Genomic DNA, 20822 nt, shown 5'->3' with positions numbered 1-20822 from the left:
CCTCGTCCGTCGGCCGCCCAGGCCGGCCGGGCCATCTCCCGACCGGAGCGTCTGCAACTGACGGGCTCCCGAGCACCCCAAGCAGCAAGCTCGCCGAGCAGTCGCCCACGGAGGGTGCGACGACCTGCATGCCGACCGACCCAACAAGGGTCAGCCCGGGGAAGCCCGGGCCCGTGGGAGGAGAGCAGTTGGCTCGAAGTCGCCAGCGTCAGGGCCAACGGTCCGCGCAGCGCCGTACGAACGGACGCCAAGGTTCGGGACGCACCCGGCCCCTCGACAACGAGGGTCTGATCCCGATCCTGGCGCGCGCCGTGCGCGAGATCGAGTCCGCCGTCGAGCGTGGGCAGGCCGTCTCCGTGCGCTCCAGGTTCCAGGCTGTCGCGCTGCTCGCCCGCGAGGAGCGCGCCCGGGTCAGGTCGGACACGACGATGACAGAGGCCAAGCGCGACGGTGAGCTCAAGCGACTCGACGGCATCGCGACCATCCTCGCGCAGACCGCCGCTCGTGAGCCCTCGCTGTTCTCGCTGCTGGCCGAGGACGCCAAGGTCTCCGACCAGGCCTCCGAGATGCGCAAGGCGATGCTGGAGCGGGCCGGTGTCGAGGTCGCGGAGGACGAGGTCGAGGAGCCCGACCCGCTCGCCCTCCCCACCGAGCGACGGGTGGTCCCGCAGTCCGTGCTCGCGCGCCAGCTGGCCAACCCGTTCCTCGTCCCCGACTTCACCGCGTCCTCCCACAACCGGGGCCAGGCGCGTCGGCTGGCCGGTTGGGAGCTTCTCGGGCCGCTGTTCCGCTCGTTCGAGGAGGTCGGCAACGGCGCCTCGACCACCATGCCGCTGCCCGAGGCGCGCGAGGTGATGCTGCCCGGCGCGCTGCAGCTGATGAAGCACCAGGCCGAGGTGGTTGCCTCCGCTGCCGACGGTCACCGCACGTTCCTGCTGGCCGACGAGCCCGGCCTGGGCAAGACGGCGCAGGCACTGCTGGCGGCCGAGGCCACCGATGCGTTCCCGCTGCTGGCCGTCGTCCCCAACGTGGTGAAGATGAACTGGGCCCGCGAGGCCGGCATCTGGGTGCCCCACCGCACCTCGACCGTCATCCATGGCGACGGCCACGACATCAACGGGTTCGCCGACATCGTGGTCGTCAACTACGAGGTGCTCGACCGCCACGTCGGCTGGCTGGGCGACTTCGGCTTCCGCGGCATGGTCGTCGACGAGGCCCACTTCATCAAGAACAAGACCTCCCAGCGGTCCCAGAACGTCCTCAACGTCGCCGACCGCATCCGGGCGCGCACCGGTCGTCCGCTGCTGTTCGCGCTGACCGGCACACCGCTGATCAACGACATCGAGGACTTCCAGGCGATCTGGGAGTACCTCGGCTGGGTCGACGACAAGAAGCCCCTCGGCAGCCTGATGGACGCCCTGGAGGAGACCGGACTGACCCCCGCCGACCCCGGCTTCTACCGCGCGGCTCGCAGCTGCGTGGTCAGCCAGGGCATCGTGCGTCGCCGCAAGGTCGACGTCGCCAAGGACATCCCCGCGCGCCGCATCGCCGACATCCCCGTCGAGCTCGACGACGAGATGGGACGCTCGATCCGCGAGGCCGAGGCCGAGCTGGCCCGCCGCCTCGTGGCCCGCTACGAGTCGGCCCTGGCGACCCGCCGCGGTGAGGCCCACCTCGACGATGACGGCATCGACCACGAGCTCGTACGCCGCGTGGCGACGTGGGAGCGCGAGGACTCCTCCGAGGAGTCGAGCGGCGAGAACGTCTTCGGCATGATGCGGCGGATCGGCCAGGCCAAGGCCGGTCTGGCCGCCGACTATGCAGCCCAGCTGGCGCGCAACGTCGGCAAGGTCGTCTTCTTCGCCAAGCACATCGACGTGATGGACGCCGCGCAGGAGACCTTCAAGCGGCGCGGTCTGCGCTACTCCAGCATCCGCGGCGACCAGACCCGCGTAGCTCGCGAGCGCAACATCAAGGAGTTCGTCGAGGATCCCGAAGTGTCGGTGATCGTCTGCTCCCTGAGTGCTGCGGGAGTCGGCATCAACCTCCAGGTCGCCTCCAACCTCGTGCTCGCCGAGCTGTCGTGGACCGACGCCGAGCAGACCCAGGCGATCGACCGCGTCCACCGCATCGGTCAGGACGAGCCGGTCACCGCCTGGCGGATCATCGCGGCCCAGACCATCGACACCAAGGTCGCCGAGCTGATCGACAGCAAGGCCGGGCTCGCCGCCCGCGCCCTGGACGGACAAGACATCGACGCATCCTCCGTCGACGTCCAGGTCGAGGCGCTGGTTGCCCTGCTCACCGAGGCACTGCTCAACCGCTAGCGCCATCGGTGGTCGAGCTTGTCGAGACCGCGTTCCGGTGGTTGAGGAGGTTGCGCTAGCAACCCTCTCGAAACCATCGAAGGCGCGCAACTCGTCTGGTTTCGAGACTGGCGCCGGTGGTTGAGGAGGTTGCGCTAGCAACCGTCTCGAAACCCCGTGGGCCAGTGGCTGAGCGTTCACCGGGTTTCGAGACTGGCGCCGGTGGTTGAGGAGGTTGCGCTAGCAACCGTCTCGAAGCCCCGTGGGCCAGTGGCTGAGCGTTCACCGGGTTTCGAGACTGGCGCCGGTGGTTGAGGAGGTTGCGCTAGCAACCGTCTCGAAGCCCCGTGGGCCAGTGGCTGAGCGTTCACCGGGTTTCGAGACTGGCGCTAGCGCGCCTTCCTCAACCAGCGGGTGAGGAGCCGCGGGGCTTGCTTACGCCGCTGCGCGTCTCAGCTCAGCCACAGTTGTCGCAGACTCCCGAACGAGGGATGGCCATGAAGCAGGTGGGGCAGATCTCGGGTGGACGGTCGGCGGGCTTGGTCGGCCTCTTGACCGCTGGTGCCTTGGGTGCAGCGGTGCGTCGGGTGCCGGTGCGGGTCGCCGTCGCCCGAGCAGCGGGCGCCATCTTGGGCGGCTCGACGCTGCCGCCGTCGGCCGGCAGCCCCGCGGCCTCGAAGTAGCGGTAGCACTCCAGCCGCTCGTTGGCAGCGTGGGCGTTGGGGTGCTCGGGCCGCTCTCCGTAGGCCGCACGCACGGCGACGGCGTACCCGTCGGTCACGCGGCCGGCATCGTCGGCGCACAGCGAGACCAGCAGCGGCTCCTCGAGCCGGGAGCTCTCGAGTGCGACCAGGCCGAGCACCTCGTCGAGCCAGTGGTGCCAGAGCTGACGGGTGCGGATGCCGCTGCGACGCTGCACCTCGATGGCCAGCTCGGCCGGCTGCACGGTGGCCCGGTAGCGCCGGGCTGCTTCCAGGAGCCGGTCGCGAGCCGCCGCGGCCCAGGCCTCGCGCGTCGCCTCTGGCCCGACGTCGCTGGTCTCACGCCATGCGCCCGTGACCGGGACGACGGCCTCGGGGTCGTCTCCGGCGAGCACCCGGAAGCCCAGCTCGCGGAGGATGCGTGCCGCCTGGTCCTTGCTCGTCCAATCCCAGTCGGACACCGCCGACCCGGTGGCCTTCTCGTGCGCGGCGCTGAGCACCGCCTGGGCGCCGTAGGCGCGGCCACCGTGCATCACGACGAACTCCTCGCGTCCGGGTGCGTCGTACTCGTCCAACGCACTAGTGACGTGATGACGGCTGACAGCTGCGAATCGCGGCACGACCGCGACGATACGTCAGGGTCCCCCGGGTGTGGTCGGCCAGTCCTGATCTAGGGGGAAGATGGGTCCGTGGCCACCATCACCGTCGACGGTCTGACCCTGCGCGTCACCTTCCCGACTCGCGAGAAGGTGCTCGGCCTGGTTCGTGACTACGAGGTGCCCGTATCGGCCGTCAGAGGGGCGCGGCAGGTCGGCTCGTGGCGCGAGGACCTCAGGGGGCTGCGTGTCGGACTGGGGCTACCCGGAGTGTGGCTGCTCGGCCGCTGGATCTCGCGCGGACACCGCCAGCTTGTCGCGCTGCGCCGCAACCGTCCGGCCGTCTACGTCGTGCTCCGCGACCAGAAGTACGACGAGCTGCTCATCGAGACCCCGGATCCGGCTGGGATCCTCGCGCGGCTGCCCGCGCTCAGCTGAGCGAGCCGGTCAGGCCGCGCTCGACGGTCGCGATCAGCTTCTCGAGGACACCCCTGCGCTCCTCGGCAGAGAGCGCTCTCAGCGGGCCGTCCAGCAACAGCACGGACAGGCCGTGCACCGCCGACCAGCAGGCCACGTCGGCGCCTGGGCGGTCGTCGGGGGAGAGGGCGCCAGCCTCGACGAGCTCGTCGAGCACGTGGCCCAGCAACAGGTAGGGCGCTGCCTCGTCGGGCGAGCTGTCGGCAGCTTCGGTCGGACAGAAGGCGACGTTGAACAGGCCGGGCTCGCTCAGCGCGAACTCGACGTAGGCGCGGCCGGTCGCCCTCAGCCGCGCCCTCGCCCGACGATCCGGGTCGGACTCCTCGACCTCGTCGATGCGACGCTGCATGGCCTGCTCGAGCTGCTCGTTGGCCAAGGTGGCGATCGCGGAGAGCAGCTCGTCGCGGTCGGCGAAGTGGCGGTAGGCCGCGTTGTGGGAGACGCCGGTACGCCGGGCGACCTCGCGCAGTACTACCCCGTCGGGCCCGGCCGTGCGGGCCAGCTCCGCCCCCGCCTCGACGAGGGCGGCGCGGAGGTTGCCGTGGTGGTACGGCTTCGAAGCGGCGCGAGCAGATGGCACGGGTCCATCCTACCGGTAGATGTTGACACTGGTTACATTGATGTGGACACTGTCCACATGCGATCCAGACTCCCGATCCTGCTCACGGTCTGCGCGGCCGTGCTTGCCATCAACCTCGACACCACGATCGTCAACGTCGCGCTGCCGAGCATCTCGACCGACCTCGACGCCGGCACCCGCTCCCTGCAGTGGATCGTCGACGGCTACAACCTCGCCTTTGCCGCGCTGGTGCTCGCCGCCGGCAGCCTGTCCGACCGCTACGGACGCCGGCCCGCCCTGATCCTGGGCCTGGTGGCGTTCGCCGGGGCCAGCGCCGTGGGCGCGATGGTCGACTCGGCCGGCGCCCTGATCGCGGCCCGGGTGGCGATGGGCATGTCCGCGGCGGTGATCTTCCCGACCACCCTGTCGATCATCAGCAACACCTTTCGCGACCGACGCGAGCGTGCTGCGGCGCTCGGCGTCTGGGGCGCCGTCGTCGGCATCGGCGTGGCCGCAGGCCCGGTCACCGGTGGCGTGCTGCTCGAGCACTTCGCGTGGGGCAGCGTCTTCTGGGCGCTCGTGCCGCTGGCGCTGCTGACCGCGGCAGCGGCGTACGTCTTGGTCCCCGAGTCGCGCGACCCCGACGTGCCGCGGCTCGACCTTCCCGGACTGGGCCTGTCGGTCGCGATGCTCGGCTCCCTCGTCTACACGATCATCGAGGCGCCCGCCCACGGCTGGTCGTCGGGACGCACCCTGGGCGGGTTCGCGCTCAGTGCCCTGCTCCTGCTGGCGTTCGTGGTCGTCGAGCGTCGTACCGCCCACCCGATGCTCGACCTGAGCCTGTTCCGCGACCGGCGCTTCAGCGCGGCGAGCGGCGCGGTGACGGTGACCTTCTTCGCCCTGTTCGGGTTCATCTTCCTGATCACGCAGTACTTCCAGTTCGTCCGGGGGTACGGCGCTCTCTCCACGGGTGCGCGCATCCTGCCCGTGGCCCTGAGCATTGCCGTCGCGTCGGTCGTGGGGGCCGTGCTGGCCCCGCGCCTGGGCACCAAGGCGGTCGTGACGACGGGACTGCTGCTGTTCGGGACGTCGTTCGTCTGGATCTCGACCGTCGCCGTCGACGCGTCGTACGCGACCGTGATCGTGCCCCAGATGGTGATGATGGGCCTGGGCATGGGCTTCATCTCGACGCCCGCGACCGAGTCGATCCTGCTGGTGCTGCCGCCCGCCCGTGCCGGCGTCGGCTCGGCGGTCAACGACGCGACCCGTGAGCTGGGTGGCACGCTCGGTGTCGCGGTCGTGGGTTCGGTCTTCTCGAGTGTCTACGCGGCCAACCTCGCCGAAGGTGCCTGGGGCAGACTGCCGGCCGACATCCTGGCCCAGGCCAAGGACTCCGTCGGCGCAGCCACCGCCATCTCTGCCGGACAGCCGGACCTGGCCAGCGCCCTGCAGGACGCCTTCATGACCGGCCTGCACACCTCGAGCCTCGTGGTGGGGCTGCTCTGCCTACTCGGTGCAGCCGTCGGTGCGGTCGCGCTGCCGGGCCGCGGGTTCCGCGCACCCCACGAGGACCAGCTCACCGAGGCGGTGCCCGTCCCCGCCTGAGGTCTCTGTGGACGTGCCGGCGCGGCTAGCGCGACCAGTCCGGGTCACGCCCGATCAGGCCGAGCATCCGGGTCTGGGCGTCTGCGTCGTCGGGGACGGGCACGCGCTCGCCGTACTGCCCGGAGCCCGCCAGCACGTCGGCGATCGGCTCCATGCCGGCAAGCAGCTGGGCACACTCGTCGGCGTCGAGCCGGTCGTCGAGCCCAGCACCGCGGGCGAGGTCCCAGGTGTGCATGAAGACGTCGGAGGTGTAGAAGCGGTCGATCGCCTCGAGAAGTGGCACCTCGCCGGTGTGCTGGTCCGTGAGGACCCGGTCGGCGCTGTCCGGGTCGTCCAGCACCGCCTGGACGTTGGCGGCATGCTGGCGCCAGGCGCCGACCGGGTCCTCGTGCGGGTCAGGGACGCTCGGCAACCTGATGCCGGTGCCGTGCTCCAGGAACGACGGGAACCACTCGACGAGGTGACCGACGACGTCGCGGGTGGTCCACTCGGCGACGGGAGTAGGGGAGTCCCAGTCGGTCACCGACTCAGCCCGCGCGGTGAACCCGTTCGCGATGGCGCGGTGTCGCTCGATGGGATCGGTAGGGATTGCCATGGAGCGACGCTAGCCGCGCCGGACCTCGACGACTGCCCGCCCGGCAGCGGCGAACCTGGAACTGGTGTCTGTGGCACAGATTTGCTTGCGACCGTGAGCAGAGTGACAGGACGGTGCGGTCATGACAGTTCATCACAAGATTCTTTGTTGCTCCGTGTTGCTGGCCGGCGTCGGCTTGTCGCTTGCCGTCACGCCTCCCGCCCAGGCAGATGGTCCGGGGGTGGGGCCACCGGCCATCGTCTCGATGGGCGACTCGTCGATCTCTGGTGAGGGGGGTCGATGGGCGGGTGGCCGGCTGGACCAGCAGGCAGCGGGTGTCGATGTCGGCAACGGCGTCTACAACGACTTCAAGCTGCCAGGTTCGCCGGTGGGTCTCGCCGAGGAGATTCCCACCTGCCACCGGTCTGACTCGGCCGAGGTCCATATCGGCGGAGGACTCATCAGCAAGAACCTGGCATGTTCGGGTTCGATGACCACGACCTACAACATCACGAGCACCGATGCCAACGACCCGTGGAAGCCAGGCCTCGACTCGCAGTCAGCAGTGGTCAACGGCCAGCAGCGAGTGGGTCAGGTCCAGATGCTCGAGGACTATGCCCGGACCCACAACGTGAAGGCGATCCTCGTCGGCGTGAGCGCCAACGACTACAACTTTGCCGACATCGTCGCCAGATGCGTGGAGAGGTACTGGTTCACCTGGCAGTGGATGCTGACACCGAACTACTGCAACTCAGGTGTCGATGAGGCAGATGTGACCGACGTCCTGTCCCCGGCGAACCAGGCCGCCATCACCCAAGACATCGTCGATGCGATCGCGCGTATTCGCAACGCGATGGTCGAGGCTGGGTATGACAACACCGATTACCAGATCATCATGCAGACCTACTGGTCCTCGATCCCGCGAGGTGACGGGTTCGACTGGCCCGAGCGCGACTTCGACACGGCCGGAAACAGCCGCATCATCTATGGGGGGTGCCCCCTGTACAACGCCGACGCCACCTGGCTCAACGACGTGGTCCTCGGCACCATCAACGACGGCGTGAAGAACGCCTACAGCACGATCAAGGCTTACGCGGATAACGGCTGGTTCCCCAAGGTCCACCTGCTCGACATGCAAAAGGCCCTCGTGGGGCATCGGCTGTGCGAGCGACCTGCAGGCAAGCTCGAGATGTACTCCGCGCTGTCATCGTGGAAGAGCCCCCGCGCAGTCGACCTCCTGGAGTGGGTCGTCGCTGCCAGGCCAGGGGCCCCTACGCCCTACACCAATGCCTACTCCTCCAAGGAGTCCGCTCATGCGAACTACTTCGGGCAGATGGCCATGCGGAACTGCCTCCGGCAGGCCTGGAACGGCGGCAACGTCCGTGGAGGCCGCTGCGAGCAGACGGGGGAGAAGGGCCTGACCTCGCTCGGCGAGCCGAAGATGGTGCTTCAACCCTAGGCGGGCACCCCGGTGGTCCGTAGGTAGCGGTCGATCTCAGAACTGACCTCTCGTGCGTCCCAGCCCAGCAGCGGAGCCATCAGTGCGGCGACCTCGGTCGCCGCACTGATGCCGTTGTCCGGGTACTCGACACCGATGCGCGTGCGCCTGAGCATCACGTCGTCAAGGTGCAGGGCTCCCTCTTCGGTGACCGCATAGACGACCTCGGCACGCAGGTAGCCGGCCGCGTTCTGCAACGGCTCACCCAGGGCCCGGTCATCGGTGGTGAGACGGACGACGTCTCGGGCCAAGGACCCGTAACGGCTCAGCAGGTGGTCGATCCACCTGGCGGACACTCCGTGCCCCGGGAACGCCCCCCTGCTGGCGGCCAACAGCAGCGTGGCCAGTCCCTCGGCGCCCACGAGCGGGATCTGGTCCGTGCACGATGACGGGTGCACGGCCCCCGTCGCCTCCATGAGTGCCGCCGCTGCCTGGTCCACGGCGTCCTTGGCCATCAGCCGGTACGTCGTGAACTTGCCACCCCGGACCGAGACGAGGCCAGGTTCGTCGACGGTGACCACGTGCTCGCGCGAGAGCTTGGAGGTTTGCGCCGTGCCACTGACCAGGGGCCGGACGCCGGAGAAGGACGCGATCACGTCCGAACGCGCCAGCGGGCGGGTCAGGAGCGCGCCGATCTGGTCGAGAAGGTAGTTGATCTCCGCTTCGGTCGGGAGGGGAGCGTCCAGGGCCTCGCCGTGGGGCAGGTCGGTGTCGGTCGTGCCGATCAGCCATCGGTCCGAGCCCCAGGGGATCACGAGGAGGACCGACGACGGGGTCCGGGCAATGATGCCTCCGTCGGCGTCGATCCGGTCGCGTGGGACCACGATGTGGGTGCCTTTGCTCGCCCGGACCTTGACCGTCGGCGCCGACGGTGCATCTCGGCCGAGCTCGTCTGCCCAGACCCCTGTGGCGTTGATGACCTGTCGGGCCCGCACGACGACGGAGCTGCCATCCTCCAGGTCCCTCAGCCGTGCGCCCACGACGCGACCGCCCTCGCGTACCAGACCGTCGGCGCGACAACGGGTGACCACGTGAGCACCGAATGCGGCGGCGGTCCTGGCGAGGAACAGCGTGAAGCGGGCGTCGTCTACCTGGGCGTCGTGATAGCGGATGCCGCCTACGTAGGTGCCCGGCTTGAGGGCGCCCGCGACACGCCCCACCTCACGGCGCGAGAGATGGCGGTGGCGGGGCAGGTGTGCGGATGCCCCGCCACGCCACCTGGCCAGACCGTCGTACAGCTGCAGCCCTGCTCCGACGTAGAGGCGTTCCCAGCCTTTGCCTCGCAGGGGGTAGAGGAAGGTCACCGGCCTCACCAGATGAGGTGCGATGTCGGTGAGCAGCCGCTGTCGCTCGCCCAGCGCCTCGGCGACGAGCGCGAAGTCAAGCATCTCGAGGTAGCGCAGTCCGCCGTGGATGAGCTTGCTGGAGCGAGAGGAGGTTCCCGAGGCGACGTCGGCTCCTTCCACCAGCCCTACCCGCAGGCCGCGGGATGCGGCGTCCAAGGCGCACCCGCCTCCGACGACTCCGCCACCGATGACGAGCACGTCGAGAGTCTCGGCCGTCAGGCTCTCGAGAGCGGCGGCGCGGCGTCTCGGAGACAACGCGGAATCAAGCATCGCCGTCGTCCAGGTCGCTCGGTTGCTTGTGCACGCGGACCTCTTCGACGTCCTGCAGCTGGGTGAGCTGAGCGATCAGTCCCGTCATCGGATGGCGGCCGCGGAAGTGCATGCTCACGGCTACCGACGGCCCGGTTCCGCCGAGGGCCTTGACCTGGCGTGCCTGTCCGATGGAGGCGTGGAAACCCATGTCTCCGGCGGTCCGGAGCACCTCGCGCAGCACTCCGCGGCCGTCGACGTAGCGGATCTCGACGGTCCGTTTCCGAGGTGAGGCGGGCAGCATCTGTCCCAACGGCGCCAGCACCACCACCGCCAACAGCTGAAAGACGGTCAACGCGATGGCCAGCGCGACCATCCCGGCACCGCAGGCCATGCCGATCGCAGCGGACACCCAGATGGTGGCGGCTGTCGTGAGTCCGCGAACGACGTCGCGGCGCATGAAGATGACGCCCGCACCCAAGAAGCCGACGCCGGAGACGATCTGCGCCGCGATCCGCGAAGGGTCGAGGTTGGTGGCCTCACCCACCTCGAACACGTTGTTGAACCCGAAGGCAGACACCAGTGTGAACCCGGCGGATCCCATGCCCACGAGCGTGACGGTGCGAATCCCGGCGCTCTTCTGCGAGATCTGCCGCTCGAGACCGACGATGCCGCACAGCACCACCGACAGGCTCAGGAGCACGACCTCGGTCGCGGCCGTGTCTGACCAGATCTCGATGTTCACCGACACACAGCTCCCAGCTTCCGGCACCGTGCGTCCTGGACTGAGCGGTGCGTCGCGACCTCTTGCATGCGTGCGCGGGCCCGGGAACGGACCGGCTGGCACTGGCCCCCTGGATGGGACGTCCTGCTCGCGCGCGGCGCAGTCGAGTATGACCGCGCCTGTCGTCCAAGCAGGAGTCCTCACGGTCAGAACAGCTCAAATCGGTGTCTACCGAAAGTTGCGTGATACGCACTGCGTTGCGTCAGGTACACCGAATTGGGCCCTGGACATAGGCATGGACGTGGGTTCGGGCGAGGCTGTGAACCGTCCTGTCCAGGCAACTGAGGAGTCACAAAGTGAACCAGGTTCGTCCGCAAGGCCCTCGTTTCGAGTTCTCTCGTCGTCAGCTGCTCAGGTATTCGGGGATCGGCGCGGCCGCGGTGGGGGGCGGGAGCTTCTTGGCTGCGTGCGGCGGTGATGACGGCGGCAACGGCGGCGGTAACGGCGGTGGCAACGGGAACGGTGGGGGTGGTCCGCAGGGCTCGGGTGGTGTGTTGATCCACGGGGCGACTGGTGGTGGGTCCAAGGACACGTTGGACCCGCACGCACCGGTGACGAACCCGGACATCGCGCGGGTGAGCAACCTGTTCGAGCCGTTGTTCTTCTGGAACAACAACTACGAGCTCGAGCCCGCGCTCGCGGAGTCCATCGAGGGTTCGGACGACGCGAAGACCTGGACGATCAAGATGCGTCAAGGTGTGACCTTCCACAACGGCAAGGACGTCACGGCCGACGATGCGTGGTTCAGCATCCAGCGGGTCGCCGACCCCGAGGCGCCGCTCTCGGCCGGCGGCCAGCTCTCGACCATCCTCGACTTCGACGCCTGCAAGGTGGTCGACCCGGCCACGCTGCAGCTGGTGCTCAAGGTTCCCTACGCGCTGCTGGACTCGCTGCTCGCGGAGTACACGTTGGGCATCATCCCGACCGACTTCGACGTCGCGAACCCGGTCGGGACGGGTGCGTTCGCCTTCAAGGCGTTCGAGCCTGGCAAGGCCAGTACGTTCACCAAGTACGCCGACTACTGGGGTGATGCGGCATTCGTCGACGAGCTGCAGATCCAGGACTTCGCCGACGACTCGGCCAAGGTCAACGCGCTGCAGGCCGGTCAGATCCACACGGTGGACAACCTGCCCTACAACCTGATCGACACCATCAAGGGTGCCGGTGGTGGGGCGCTGGTCTCCGAGACCGGTGCCTGGGTGCCGTTCACGATGCGGGTCGACCAGGCGCCGTTCAACGACGTGAAGGTCCGGCAGGCGATGCGGCTGATCGTGGACCGGCAACAGATGATCGACCAGACCCTGTCGGGCTACGGGTCGCTGGGCAACGACATGTACGCCCCGTTCGACGTCGCCTACGCCGCGGACCTGCCGCAGCGTGAGCAGGACATCGACCAGGCCAAGTCGCTGCTGAAGGAGGCCGGGCAGGAGGGCCTGCAGGTCGAGCTGTTCACCGGAGACGACATCGGGTCGGTGGCACCGGCGGCGGCGAACCTGTTCAAGGAGCAGGCCAAGGCGGCCGGCGTGGACGTGAAGGTGACCAAGAAGACCCCGTTCTACGACGACCAGTACCTCCAGTACACCTTCGCCCAGGACTTCTGGAACACCCGCAACTACATCCCACAGGCGGTGGTCGGCACCTTCCCGCCCGACCAGGGTGGCACCTACAACGAGACCCACTGGGACAACGCCGATCACCGTGACCTGGTCAACGCCGCCGCCCAGGAGCTCGACGAGGCCAAGCGCGCCGAGCTGCTCCACCAGGCCCAGGAGATCGAGTACAACGAGGGTGGCCTGATCGTCTGGGGCTTCCGCCAGCAGGTCGACGGGTACGGTCCCAACGTCAACGGCCTCGAACCCTCCAAGTACCTCCCGCTCGGCTCCTACAAGTTCAACAAGGTCTCGGTCCAGTAGGACCCGACATCGAGCCGACGCGGTCGATCACGAAACTCGGCCGGTCGGTGATGATGGCACCTACGCCGAGGTCCAGGCACGTCTGGACCTCGGCCTCGGTGTTGGCCGTCCACACGTGGACCTCGCGACCCGACTCGACGAGCCGGCGCGCGAACCCGGGGTTCTTGCGCAGCGTGTCGATGCCGGGACCCGCGATCCAGTCGTGGCCGACCAGCGGACGCAGGGCTGGCCAGCGACGCGCGTGCTCGAACAGCATCACCGGGCGCATGGTGGGAGCCAGGCGCCGCACCCGCCTCAGGGCCACGTAGGAGAAGCTCATCACCCGCACGGGCGAGTCGGCGGTGTTCCAGCCGAACTCCTCGAGCAGACCGACGAGCGCGCGCTCGACCTCGCCTGCGTAGCGCGTGGGGTGCTTGGTCTCGACGGCCACCTCCACCCGTCGCTCCTGCGCCGCGACGATCTCGAACAGCCGCCTCAAGGTGAGCACCCCGTCGCGTTCCGCGTCGAAGTCGGGAGTCTCCGCCGGACCGTCGGGCGGCGACCTCCGCCAGGCCGCGAAGTCGAGCTCGGCGAGCTCGGTCAGCTCCATGCTCGACACCACGCCGACACCGTTGGTCGTACGCCGCACGTTGCGGTCGTGGACACACACCAGGTGTCCGTCGGAGGTCAGTCTGACGTCACACTCGAGGGCGTCGACGCCGAGCTCCAGTGCCCTCTGGTAAGCGCCCAGGGTGTGCTCTGCCAGCTCGTCGCTGGCACCGCGGTGGGCGACGATCTGCGGCCGCATGCCGGGAGTGTGGTGGCGCACGGCGGCCCCGGAAACCCAACTGCCACCAGTCCTCCGGAATCGGTGTGAGTCGCCGCAGAAATGTCATCGCGCTGACGGTCAGCCGAGCTCGGCGCCGACAAGGTGGGGTGCGACCAGCCGCCACACCGAGGAGGACGCCATGCGGGTCGACGGGATCGCCTGGCATGCCCTGATGCTGGAGCCGCCTGCCTTCATCGCCATGGAGGACTTCGCCGAGAAGACGCTGGGACTGCACCCGCTGATGTGGGAGCCCGGACGTCGCCTCTACCTGATGCGCAACGGCACGATGCTGGATCTCTACGCACCCTGGGCCGTGCCGCCCTACGGGTTCAACGACGGGTCGGCGTTCGGCTTCCAGGTCGACGACATCGAGTCCGCGTCGAAGGCCGCGGTGGCCGCCGGGCTGCAGCTGCTGGGAGGGGTGAGCCGGCACTCCGGCCTCAACTACGCGATCCAGCACTTCAGGGGGCCCGACGGCCGGGTCTACGGGCTTAGCGAGGTGCAGCCCATCGAGTGGTGACGCCGCGGGACAGGGCCTCGCCTCAGAACAGCTTCGGCACGAACGTCTGCTCGTGCATCGGCGGGCGCACGTAGGGCAGCTCGCGCATCACCGGCAGCTCCACGACGTCGGGTGCGACATCGACGTAGTCGAACTGGCTGAGCAGGTGGTTGATGCAGTTGAGCCGGGCGGCCTTCTTGTCGTCGGAGGGCACGACGTACCAGGGGGCCTGCTTGATGTCGGTGTACTGGAAGGTGGTGTCCTTGGCCATCGAGTACTTGACGTACAGCTCGTGCTCAGCGAGGTCCATGTCGCTGAGCTTCCACCGCTTGAGCGGCTCCGCGTTGCGCGCCTCGAACCGGCGGCGCTGCTCCTCGTAGCTCACCGAGAACCAGTACTTGATCACCCGGATGCCCGACCGCACCAGCATCCGCTCGAACTCGGGGCAGGAGCGCAGGAACTCCTGGTGCTCCTCCTCGGTGCAGTAGCCCATCACCCACTCGACGTTCGAGCGGTTGTACCAGGACCTGTCGAACAGCACCATCTCGCCGGCTGCGGGCAGGTGCTCGACGTAGCGCTGGAAGTACCACTGCGTGCGCTGGCGCTCGGTGGGCTTGGGCAGCGCCACGACGCGGACGGTGCGCGGTGAGGTGCGCTCGGTGATGGTCTTGATCACGCCACCCTTGCCGGCCGAGCCTCGCCCCTCGAAGATCACCAGGACCTTCAGGCCCTGACTCTGGATCCAGTACTGCAGCAGCACCAACTGCTCCTGGAGCCGCTCCATCTCCGCGTCGTAGACGACGGACCTGAGCTTGCCCGACTTGGTGTAGGACGACGGACGGTCGGTGATCGACCCACCCTCGATGCGCCCGACGTCGTTGGCGCCCTCCGGCAGGTGCGAGGCAGTCATGGGGTCACAGTGCTCGCGCCGTTCGCAGTTGTCGAGGTCGTCTCACCTCCGACGGTGGTAGCGCCCGTCGAAGGCCACGGTCCACGTCTTGCCGTCGTCGGCCGAGGTCTCCCACACCTGGCGCACCTCGGCACCCTCGTCGTTGCGGGTCCAGGTGATCCGTTGTCGGTCGACGCGGCCGAGGTCGTCGTCGTCGGCGGGTGCCCAGCCCTCGAGCACCATGGCGTCCTCGCCCGAGTCACTGGGGACGAGCCCGCCCTCGAGCATGAGCACGCCACCCGTGGAGTCCATCCAGGTCTGGTGCCAGCAGCCCCGCGACGCGTCGTAGCCGTTGATGCTGCGACCCTCGACGCCGCCGTTGCCGCGCCAGTGCTCGTGGAGCATGCCGCCGGTCTGGCCCTCGAACATCGCGGTGATCGTGTTGTGGCCGGCGACCTTGCCGGCGGGGCCGAGGACGTCCCAGTCCCCGATCCAGAAGTCGAAGTCATGCGGTCCCATGGAGCGAAGGTAGAGATGGCCGCCCTCAGTGCTCCAGCGGAGCGCCCGATCGTGACCCGGGAGCCGCGGATCGCAATGGTTCTGTGACCCGTTCGCTCGCGTAGAGCAGGAACAGCAGGTAGGCAGCCGCCGCGCACAGCAGGTGCCACGCACCGTGTCCCTGGATCCACGAGGTCGGGTCGCACCACGGCCCCTGCGCGAGGTTCCAGATCGCGAAGGCCACCACCATGGCCGCAACCGCACCGGCGCCCCAGCGCAGGTCGGTCCGGGCGCCGGCCGAGACGTTGACCGACGTGCCGACTGCGCGGCGCCACAGCACGACCTCCATCGCGATCGCCGCCACGAGGAGGACGCCGAACCCGAGGTTGCCGGCGACGTGGACGACAGGCACGTCCGCGTCGATCGTGCCGACGATCTCGCAGGCCGTGACCAGGAGCAGGAAGGCGCCGTAGAAGAAGCCGACTCCCCGGCGGACCAGGCGCAGGAGGGCGTACGCCGCGGCGAAGGAGGCGATCAGGTACATGCTCAGCAGGTCGAGGCGTCCCCCGACAGCGGATCCCGTCGCGTGCATGGCCGCGCTGGCGGGACCCAGCAGCACTGTGACCACGGCGAACGCCGTCGGCAGGCTGCGCAGCCTCGGGAGCACGTCTCCCAACGATCGGGGCCGCCCCGCCCGCCACGCCACCGCGAGGCCCGCGACGACGAAGCCCGCGTTGGACACGCTGTTGGCCGGCTGGACCCAGTTGCCGAACGGGCCGCCGCGGTCGTGCGGCACCTCGCAGAACCCGGCACCACGACCCACATCAGGCCCGAGCCAGCCGTGCTGGACCGCGAGCACCAGCAAGCCGACAGAGATCACCGCTGCCGTGGCCGTGACGGCAAGCGGTGTCCTGTCGACCGCTGTCGGCGTCAGCTCTCGATCACCGATGCGGTGAAGGTGTAGGGCTGGCCGTGGAAGCTCTGGCCGTCGTCGATGGGCAGACCCTGGCAGGAGTAGACGTAGGTCTTGTGGCACTTGAACCGGGTCGAGGCGTTGACCAGGGACACGTAGACCGAGGCCACCGTCGTGTAGTCGAAGGGCACGGTCACGGTGCCGTCACCGTTGGTATCGAGCTGGACGTAGTGCCGCGTGAGGTGTCCGTCGTGGCCGAGCACCTGGACGTAGGCCGCGGGCATCCGGAAGGAGCTCGGACCGTCGACGTCGACGCGGAGGCCGAACTGCGCGCCGGTGAGCGTCGCCGACGAGTCGACGCGCCAGCTCACCGACGACATGTGCAAGAGCCCGGCGTCGCCCTTCTGCCCGGTCGTGCGACTGCCGGAGGTCAAGACGGTCGGCTCCTCCATGAGCCCGGGCGAGGGCCACATGTCGCCTTCGGGGTAATACGTCGCGGGCAGCAGGTTGGCGCCGACGAACCGGGCGTAGGTCTTGGCGAACCCGCCCCTGCCCTTGAGCACGCTGGTGATCGCCTGCGCGGAGTACATGTCGGGTGCCCCTGCGAAAGCGCCGGACTTGCTCCAGATGTTACGGACGATGTTGCGACCGAACGTCTGGCTCAAGAACTCGAAGAACACCCAGTTGGCGTAGATCGTCGCGGGCTGGCTGTCGATGTCGGACCAGTCGAGCGGGATCCACGGGGTCGAGAGCTGCCCGGCGGGGAGGTACTGGCGGTTGTCGTTGACCGCGTCGAAGACCGCCTCCTCCATCCAGGCCGCGGTGGCCTCCATCATCCAGAGGTCCTCGGCGTAGTCGTAGCCGAACTGGATGGCGTGGAAGAACTCGTGGGCGGCGGTGGCCCGTGCCGCCCGCATGGGGGCCGTGCCGAACTCCTCGAACGAGAAGTCGTTGTCGAGGACGCAGTAGCCGTTGGCCACGTAGCGGAACCCCGGCTTGGTGCGCTCGGGAGCGCAGTAGCCGTAGAGACCCTTGTTGCCGAGGTTCTTGAGGTAGACGTCGAACTTGTTGTTGCCGCCGCGACCGTTGTCGCTGATCGGACGGCGGTAGCCGAGGTGTCCGACCTCCTTGCGCCACACGGTGTTCATCAGGCGGAGCATCTTGCCCACCCAGGCCTTGCTCGGCGGCCGGTCGGAGGTGGTCTTGACCCAGTGGATGCAGATGTTGCCGCTGCACAGCTTGACCGACTTGGTCCGGTAGTAGTCCTGGTCCTTGAGCTTGCCGTCGGTGGGCCGGGCCAGGATCGCGCGGGCCTCCTGGCGCTGCGCCGGGGACAGGTCGTCAAGCGCACGGAACAGGCTCAGCATCGCCAGCGTCGCGTCGCTCCCGGCGCGGTTGGCTCCGGGGCCCTGCGCGTGCTTGTCGGCCGGGGTGTTGGCGAACAGCGCTCGGGCGCGCGCGAGCGCGGCGGTCGCACGTTGGGCGGCAGTGCCGCCCGGGACGTGGGACTGCGCGGCGGTCGGCGCGGCGTGCCTCGTGCGGGCGCCGCCGTCGGCGGCGGACGCGACGAGCATGGGGGTGGCGGTGAGGGCCAGGCTCAGGGCCACCAGGCCGGTGGCGAGAGTGCGGCGCATCGTGTGAGGTCCCATCGTCGAGGGCGTCGGCCGAGCGTCGTGTGCCCGAGCCGGCCGGCGGTCATTGACCCGAAGGGGTCGCCCCCACACTAGTCGGCCCGCCGTCCGGACGGGGCGAAAGGTTCGAGGCTCGCGAGAGCTCACTCGCCCGCGGAGATCTTCTCGATCAGTGCCGTCGTGGAGATGGCAGGTGTGCGAGGCAGGTAGACGACCTCGCACGCGTCGGCGAACTCGTCGAAGCGCCCTTTCCAGTCGTCGCCCATCACGAGTACGTCGGCGGCGTGCTGCTCGATGTAGTGCCGCTTGAGCTCCAGGCTCTCCTCGATGAAGACCTCGTCGACGACCTTGAGAGCGGCCACGATCTCGAGCCTCTCGGCCTGCGTGAAGACCGGCTCGCGACCCTTCTTGCTGAGGTTCAGGGCGTCGGCCGAGACGCCCACGACCAGCCGGTCGCCCATGGCAGCGGCACGCTCGATCATGCGGAGGTGGCCGACGTGGAAGACGTCGTAGGTGCCGAAGGTGATCACGGTGCGCGGGCGGGAGCGCGGCCCAGATTCGGACATGGCCGCGATTCTGGCAGCCCTCCCGACGTGGGCAACAATCGCAAGGTGGCCAGCGCCATCTCGATGATCACCCCCGATCCCGCCGCCGACGAGGCGCGTCGTCGTGGGCTGCGCAAGATGCGCACCATCGCGGTGGGGTTGCTGGTGTTCGCAGCGGTCGTCTACGTCGTCACGCGAGGTCACGACGGCTGGGTCGGGTTCGTCAACGCTGGCGCCGAGGCCTCGATGGTCGGTGCGATGGCCGACTGGTTCGCGGTGACCGCTCTGTTCAAGCACCCGCTGGGGCTGCCGATCCCCCACACGGCCCTGATTCCCAAGCGCAAGGACGAGCTGGGCCGGGGATTGCAGGAGTTCGTGGGGGAGAACTTCCTCCAGGAGGGGATCATCCGCGAACGCGTGGCAGCGGCGACCGTCTCGTTACGGGTCGGGCGATGGCTGAGCGAGCCAGTAAACGCGCGAAAGGTGGTCCACGAGACCGCGGAGGTGACCTCGATCGCCTTGGGAAAGATCACCGACGCTCACATCGCCGGGTTCGTGCAGGAGGCGCTGGTCCCGCGGTTTCGCGAGGAGCCGATCTCCCCGCTGCTGGGCAGTCTCCTCGACGAGGTCGTGCGCGACGATCTCCACCGCGGGCTGGTCGACCTCGCCGTGGACGAGGTGGGCTCGTGGCTGGTCGAGAACCCCGACACGTTCGCCGAGGTGCTCGAGGAGCGGGCGCCGTGGTGGGCGCCACCGCGGCTCAACGGCGCGGTCACCCGGCGCCTGCACCGAGAGCTGGTCGAGTGGCTCACCGAGATCCGCCGTGATCCCGACCACCAGGCTCGTCAGGCCCTCGACTCGCTGCTGCGCCAGCTGGCCCACGACCTGCTCCACGACGCCGCGACGCAGGAGCGCACCGAGCGGCTCAAGGATCGCCTCCTCGACCATCCGCAGGTGCTCAGCTCCGCGGTCGACCTGTGGAGCGCGTTGCGACGCGTGCTGCAGTCCTCACTCGCCGACCCCGAAGGTGCCCTACGTGTCCGAGCCCAGGTCGAGCTCTCGGCGTTCGCGCACCGGCTGGTCGAGGAGCCTGACCTGCGCAAACGACTCGATCACCTGGCCGCCGAAGCGGCGGTGTTCGCGGTCGACCGCTACGGCGCGGAGCTGACGGCCGTGATCACCCACACGATCGAGCGTTGGGACGGCAAGGAGGCGGCTCGTCGCATCGAGCTTCACGTGGGCCGTGACCTGCAGTTCATCCGGATCAACGGCACCATCGTCGGCGGCATCGTCGGCGTGATCATCCACGCCGTGTCGTTGGCCCTCGGTTAGGCGACGACGCGCACCGAGCGATGTGCCACGGCGACGACATCGCCGTTGACGAGCTGACGGCCGCGACGGGTCTCGACCACGTCGTTGACGCGCACCATCCCGCCGGCGAGCAGTGGCTTGGCCGCACTTCCGGACTCGACGAGGTCGGCCAGCTTGAGGAACTGGCCGAGCTTGATGGACTCGTCGCTGATGCGGACGTCGGTCGTCAGCGGGCTCTCGGTCACCGGCCCATCATCCACCCCGGGAGTCGAGCCAGGAAATGCTCGGACACCCCGGCGCGATCAGCTCACATCGAGCAGGTCCACCACGAAGATGAGCGTCTCGCCCGGCTTGATCACTCCGCCGGCGCCGCGGTCGCCGTACCCGAGGTGCGGCGGGATGACGAGCTGTCGGCGCCCGCCGACCTTCATGCCTTCGACCCCGCGGTCCCAGCCCTCGATGACCTGACCGATCCCGAGGCGGAACTGCAGGGGAGCCCCTCGGTTGTACGACGCGTCGAACTCCTCGCCGGTCGAGTGCGCGACGCCGACGTAGTGGACCGACACGTTGGACCCGGTCGTGGCCTCGGCGCCGTCCCCCTCTGTCACTTCGGTGATCACCAGGTCGGCGGGCGGCTCGTCGCCGGGGAACTCGATCTCAGGCTTCTCCATGGGGTGTGTCTATCAGGCAGCTGATATGTAGGCGATTCCTGTCAAGTGGCAGGGTGAGGCGCCCGTCCCGATCGCTCGGGGCGGGCGCCTCGTGCTTCGTCGTTCGTGGCGGTGGGTGAGCGTGTCTGGCGACGCGCGGTCAGGCTGATATGCGCGGGTTGGTTACCGCAGGACGGGCTGTTCGGCTGGAGCGGGTCGCGTGTCTAGGGTCGAGCGTCACCGGCCGTGGGGGTCGGCTGCTCATGGCTGCATCGCGGGTCGCTCCTGGCGCTGCTGCCACCGTCCGGGTCGACGAAGCAGATCAAGGTGGCCGGGTTTACTCCTCGAGCACGGCCAGGGACCAGCACCAGCAGCTCGCGGGCGATGGCGATGGTGGCGACCGTGTGCCGTTTGTGCCGGGCGCGCATGGTGTTCCAGCGGTGGTGCAGCCGCCGGTTGCCTTCGTCGCC

21 protein-coding genes are annotated in these 20822 nt (G+C 68.8%); 7 read left to right on the top strand and 14 right to left on the bottom strand.

Going from position 1 to position 20822, the window contains the following annotated elements; translation table 11 throughout:
• Positions 1-188: 188 nt before the first annotated feature.
• On the top strand, positions 189-2327 hold the full coding sequence (locus ISU10_RS00105) for a DEAD/DEAH box helicase (protein ID WP_228498995.1): 2139 nt from the start codon (positions 189-191) through the stop codon (positions 2325-2327).
• A 436-nt stretch (positions 2328-2763) separates the two neighbouring features.
• Here the strand turns inward: ISU10_RS00105 and ISU10_RS00100 are convergent, their stop codons facing one another.
• On the bottom strand, positions 2764-3627 hold the full coding sequence (locus tag ISU10_RS00100) for a ScoMcrA-related endonuclease (protein WP_194694326.1): 864 nt from the start codon (positions 3625-3627) through the stop codon (positions 2764-2766).
• Positions 3628-3696: 69 nt separating this feature from the next.
• Between ISU10_RS00100 and ISU10_RS00095 the strand changes: the two genes are divergently transcribed.
• Positions 3697-4041 carry a hypothetical protein gene (locus ISU10_RS00095; protein ID WP_194694325.1) on the top strand — a complete coding sequence of 115 codons (345 nt, stop codon included), beginning with the start codon at positions 3697-3699 and terminating at the stop codon, positions 4039-4041.
• Here ISU10_RS00095 and ISU10_RS23930 read toward each other — a convergent pair.
• Positions 4034-4660, bottom strand: a complete 627-nt coding sequence (locus ISU10_RS23930; protein ID WP_194694324.1) for a TetR/AcrR family transcriptional regulator — start codon at positions 4658-4660, stop codon at positions 4034-4036. The genes ISU10_RS00095 and ISU10_RS23930 overlap by 8 nt on opposite strands.
• Positions 4661-4717: 57 nt before the next feature.
• Between ISU10_RS23930 and ISU10_RS00085 the strand changes: the two genes are divergently transcribed.
• Positions 4718-6244, top strand: a complete 1527-nt coding sequence (locus tag ISU10_RS00085; protein WP_194694323.1) for an MFS transporter — start codon at positions 4718-4720, stop codon at positions 6242-6244.
• Between the two features lie 25 nt (positions 6245-6269).
• On the opposite strand, the gene ISU10_RS00080 is transcribed toward ISU10_RS00085, so the two are convergent.
• Positions 6270-6839, bottom strand: a complete 570-nt coding sequence (locus ISU10_RS00080; RefSeq protein ID WP_194694322.1) for a TIGR03086 family metal-binding protein — start codon at positions 6837-6839, stop codon at positions 6270-6272.
• A gap of 121 nt (positions 6840-6960) precedes the next feature.
• Here ISU10_RS00080 and ISU10_RS00075 point away from each other — a divergent pair, with 121 nt between their 5' ends.
• The gene (locus ISU10_RS00075) at positions 6961-8277 is read left to right on the top strand and encodes an SGNH/GDSL hydrolase family protein (protein WP_194694321.1); all 1317 of its coding nucleotides are present in this window, start codon (positions 6961-6963) and stop codon (positions 8275-8277) included.
• Here the strand turns inward: ISU10_RS00075 and ISU10_RS00070 are convergent.
• Both ISU10_RS00070 and ISU10_RS00065 read right to left on the bottom strand, forming a co-directional pair.
• Positions 8274-9917, bottom strand: a complete 1644-nt coding sequence (locus ISU10_RS00070) for a glycerol-3-phosphate dehydrogenase/oxidase (RefSeq protein ID WP_228498993.1) — start codon at positions 9915-9917, stop codon at positions 8274-8276. The genes ISU10_RS00075 and ISU10_RS00070 overlap by 4 nt on opposite strands.
• Positions 9918-9924: 7 nt before the next feature.
• Positions 9925-10656, bottom strand: coding sequence for an MgtC/SapB family protein (locus ISU10_RS00065; RefSeq protein WP_370864438.1), 732 nt, complete (start codon positions 10654-10656; stop codon positions 9925-9927).
• A gap of 335 nt (positions 10657-10991) precedes the next feature.
• Between ISU10_RS00065 and ISU10_RS00060 the strand changes: the two genes are divergently transcribed.
• Positions 10992-12608 (top strand): ABC transporter substrate-binding protein, encoded by a 1617-nt coding sequence (locus ISU10_RS00060; protein WP_370864436.1) that lies wholly within the window; start codon positions 10992-10994, stop codon positions 12606-12608.
• On the opposite strand, the gene ISU10_RS00055 is transcribed toward ISU10_RS00060, so the two are convergent.
• Positions 12586-13395, bottom strand: coding sequence for a glycerophosphodiester phosphodiesterase (locus ISU10_RS00055; protein ID WP_194694318.1), 810 nt, complete (start codon positions 13393-13395; stop codon positions 12586-12588). The genes ISU10_RS00060 and ISU10_RS00055 overlap by 23 nt on opposite strands.
• Before the next feature lie 160 nt (positions 13396-13555).
• Here ISU10_RS00055 and ISU10_RS00050 point away from each other — a divergent pair, with 160 nt between their 5' ends.
• Entirely contained in the window at positions 13556-13936 is a 381-nt protein-coding gene (locus ISU10_RS00050; RefSeq protein WP_194694317.1) for a VOC family protein, read from the top strand.
• 22 nt (positions 13937-13958) lie between these two features.
• On the opposite strand, the gene ppk2 is transcribed toward ISU10_RS00050, so the two are convergent.
• From ppk2 to ISU10_RS00025, 5 genes are all read right to left on the bottom strand, one after another.
• Complete coding sequence (ppk2, locus tag ISU10_RS00045; protein WP_194694316.1) at positions 13959-14825, bottom strand: polyphosphate kinase 2; 867 nt, start codon at positions 14823-14825, stop codon at positions 13959-13961.
• A gap of 42 nt (positions 14826-14867) precedes the next feature.
• Positions 14868-15323, bottom strand: coding sequence for a DUF1579 family protein (locus ISU10_RS00040; protein ID WP_194694315.1), 456 nt, complete (start codon positions 15321-15323; stop codon positions 14868-14870).
• Between the two features lie 25 nt (positions 15324-15348).
• Positions 15349-16182 (bottom strand): ceramidase domain-containing protein, encoded by an 834-nt coding sequence (locus tag ISU10_RS00035; RefSeq protein ID WP_370864435.1) that lies wholly within the window; start codon positions 16180-16182, stop codon positions 15349-15351.
• A 50-nt stretch (positions 16183-16232) separates the two neighbouring features.
• Entirely contained in the window at positions 16233-17849 is a 1617-nt protein-coding gene (locus ISU10_RS00030; RefSeq protein ID WP_194694314.1) for an MXAN_6640 family putative metalloprotease, read from the bottom strand.
• A gap of 140 nt (positions 17850-17989) precedes the next feature.
• A complete protein-coding gene (locus ISU10_RS00025) occupies positions 17990-18412 on the bottom strand; it encodes an FAD synthase family protein (protein WP_194694313.1) in 423 nt (140 codons plus the stop codon).
• A gap of 45 nt (positions 18413-18457) precedes the next feature.
• On the opposite strand from ISU10_RS00025, the gene ISU10_RS00020 reads away from it, so the two are divergent.
• On the top strand, positions 18458-19723 hold the full coding sequence (locus ISU10_RS00020; RefSeq protein WP_370864433.1) for a DUF445 domain-containing protein: 1266 nt from the start codon (positions 18458-18460) through the stop codon (positions 19721-19723).
• Here the strand turns inward: ISU10_RS00020 and ISU10_RS00015 are convergent.
• The 3 genes from ISU10_RS00015 to ISU10_RS00005 all read right to left on the bottom strand — a co-directional run.
• A complete protein-coding gene (locus ISU10_RS00015; protein WP_370864432.1) occupies positions 19720-19947 on the bottom strand; it encodes an RNA-binding S4 domain-containing protein in 228 nt (75 codons plus the stop codon). The genes ISU10_RS00020 and ISU10_RS00015 overlap by 4 nt on opposite strands.
• Before the next feature lie 57 nt (positions 19948-20004).
• The gene (locus tag ISU10_RS00010) at positions 20005-20373 is read right to left on the bottom strand and encodes an FKBP-type peptidyl-prolyl cis-trans isomerase (protein ID WP_194694312.1); all 369 of its coding nucleotides are present in this window, start codon (positions 20371-20373) and stop codon (positions 20005-20007) included.
• A gap of 203 nt (positions 20374-20576) precedes the next feature.
• Positions 20577-20822 (bottom strand): hypothetical protein (locus tag ISU10_RS00005; RefSeq protein WP_228498991.1); only part of this gene is annotated, 246 nt, incomplete at its 5' end.

The sequence above is a fragment of the Nocardioides agariphilus genome, from assembly GCF_015352445.1.
GTDB lineage: Bacteria > Actinomycetota > Actinomycetes > Propionibacteriales > Nocardioidaceae > Nocardioides > Nocardioides agariphilus.
This window is presented reverse-complemented; position numbering and strand designations above follow the sequence as displayed.

Coding starts and splice junctions, on each gene's coding strand:
- ISU10_RS00085 (WP_194694323.1), top strand. CDS start 4,718: ATGCGATCCAGACTCCCGATCCTGCTCACGGTCTGCGCGGCCGTGCTT.
- ISU10_RS00080 (WP_194694322.1), bottom strand. CDS start 6,839: ATGGCAATCCCTACCGATCCCATCGAGCGACACCGCGCCATCGCGAAC.
- ISU10_RS00075 (WP_194694321.1), top strand. CDS start 6,961: ATGACAGTTCATCACAAGATTCTTTGTTGCTCCGTGTTGCTGGCCGGC.
- ISU10_RS00055 (WP_194694318.1), bottom strand. CDS start 13,395: ATGCGGCCGCAGATCGTCGCCCACCGCGGTGCCAGCGACGAGCTGGCA.
- ISU10_RS00050 (WP_194694317.1), top strand. CDS start 13,556: ATGCGGGTCGACGGGATCGCCTGGCATGCCCTGATGCTGGAGCCGCCT.
- ppk2 (WP_194694316.1), bottom strand. CDS start 14,825: ATGACTGCCTCGCACCTGCCGGAGGGCGCCAACGACGTCGGGCGCATC.
- ISU10_RS00040 (WP_194694315.1), bottom strand. CDS start 15,323: ATGGGACCGCATGACTTCGACTTCTGGATCGGGGACTGGGACGTCCTC.
- ISU10_RS00030 (WP_194694314.1), bottom strand. CDS start 17,849: ATGCGCCGCACTCTCGCCACCGGCCTGGTGGCCCTGAGCCTGGCCCTC.
- ISU10_RS00025 (WP_194694313.1), bottom strand. CDS start 18,412: ATGTCCGAATCTGGGCCGCGCTCCCGCCCGCGCACCGTGATCACCTTC.
- ISU10_RS00010 (WP_194694312.1), bottom strand. CDS start 20,373: ATGGAGAAGCCTGAGATCGAGTTCCCCGGCGACGAGCCGCCCGCCGAC.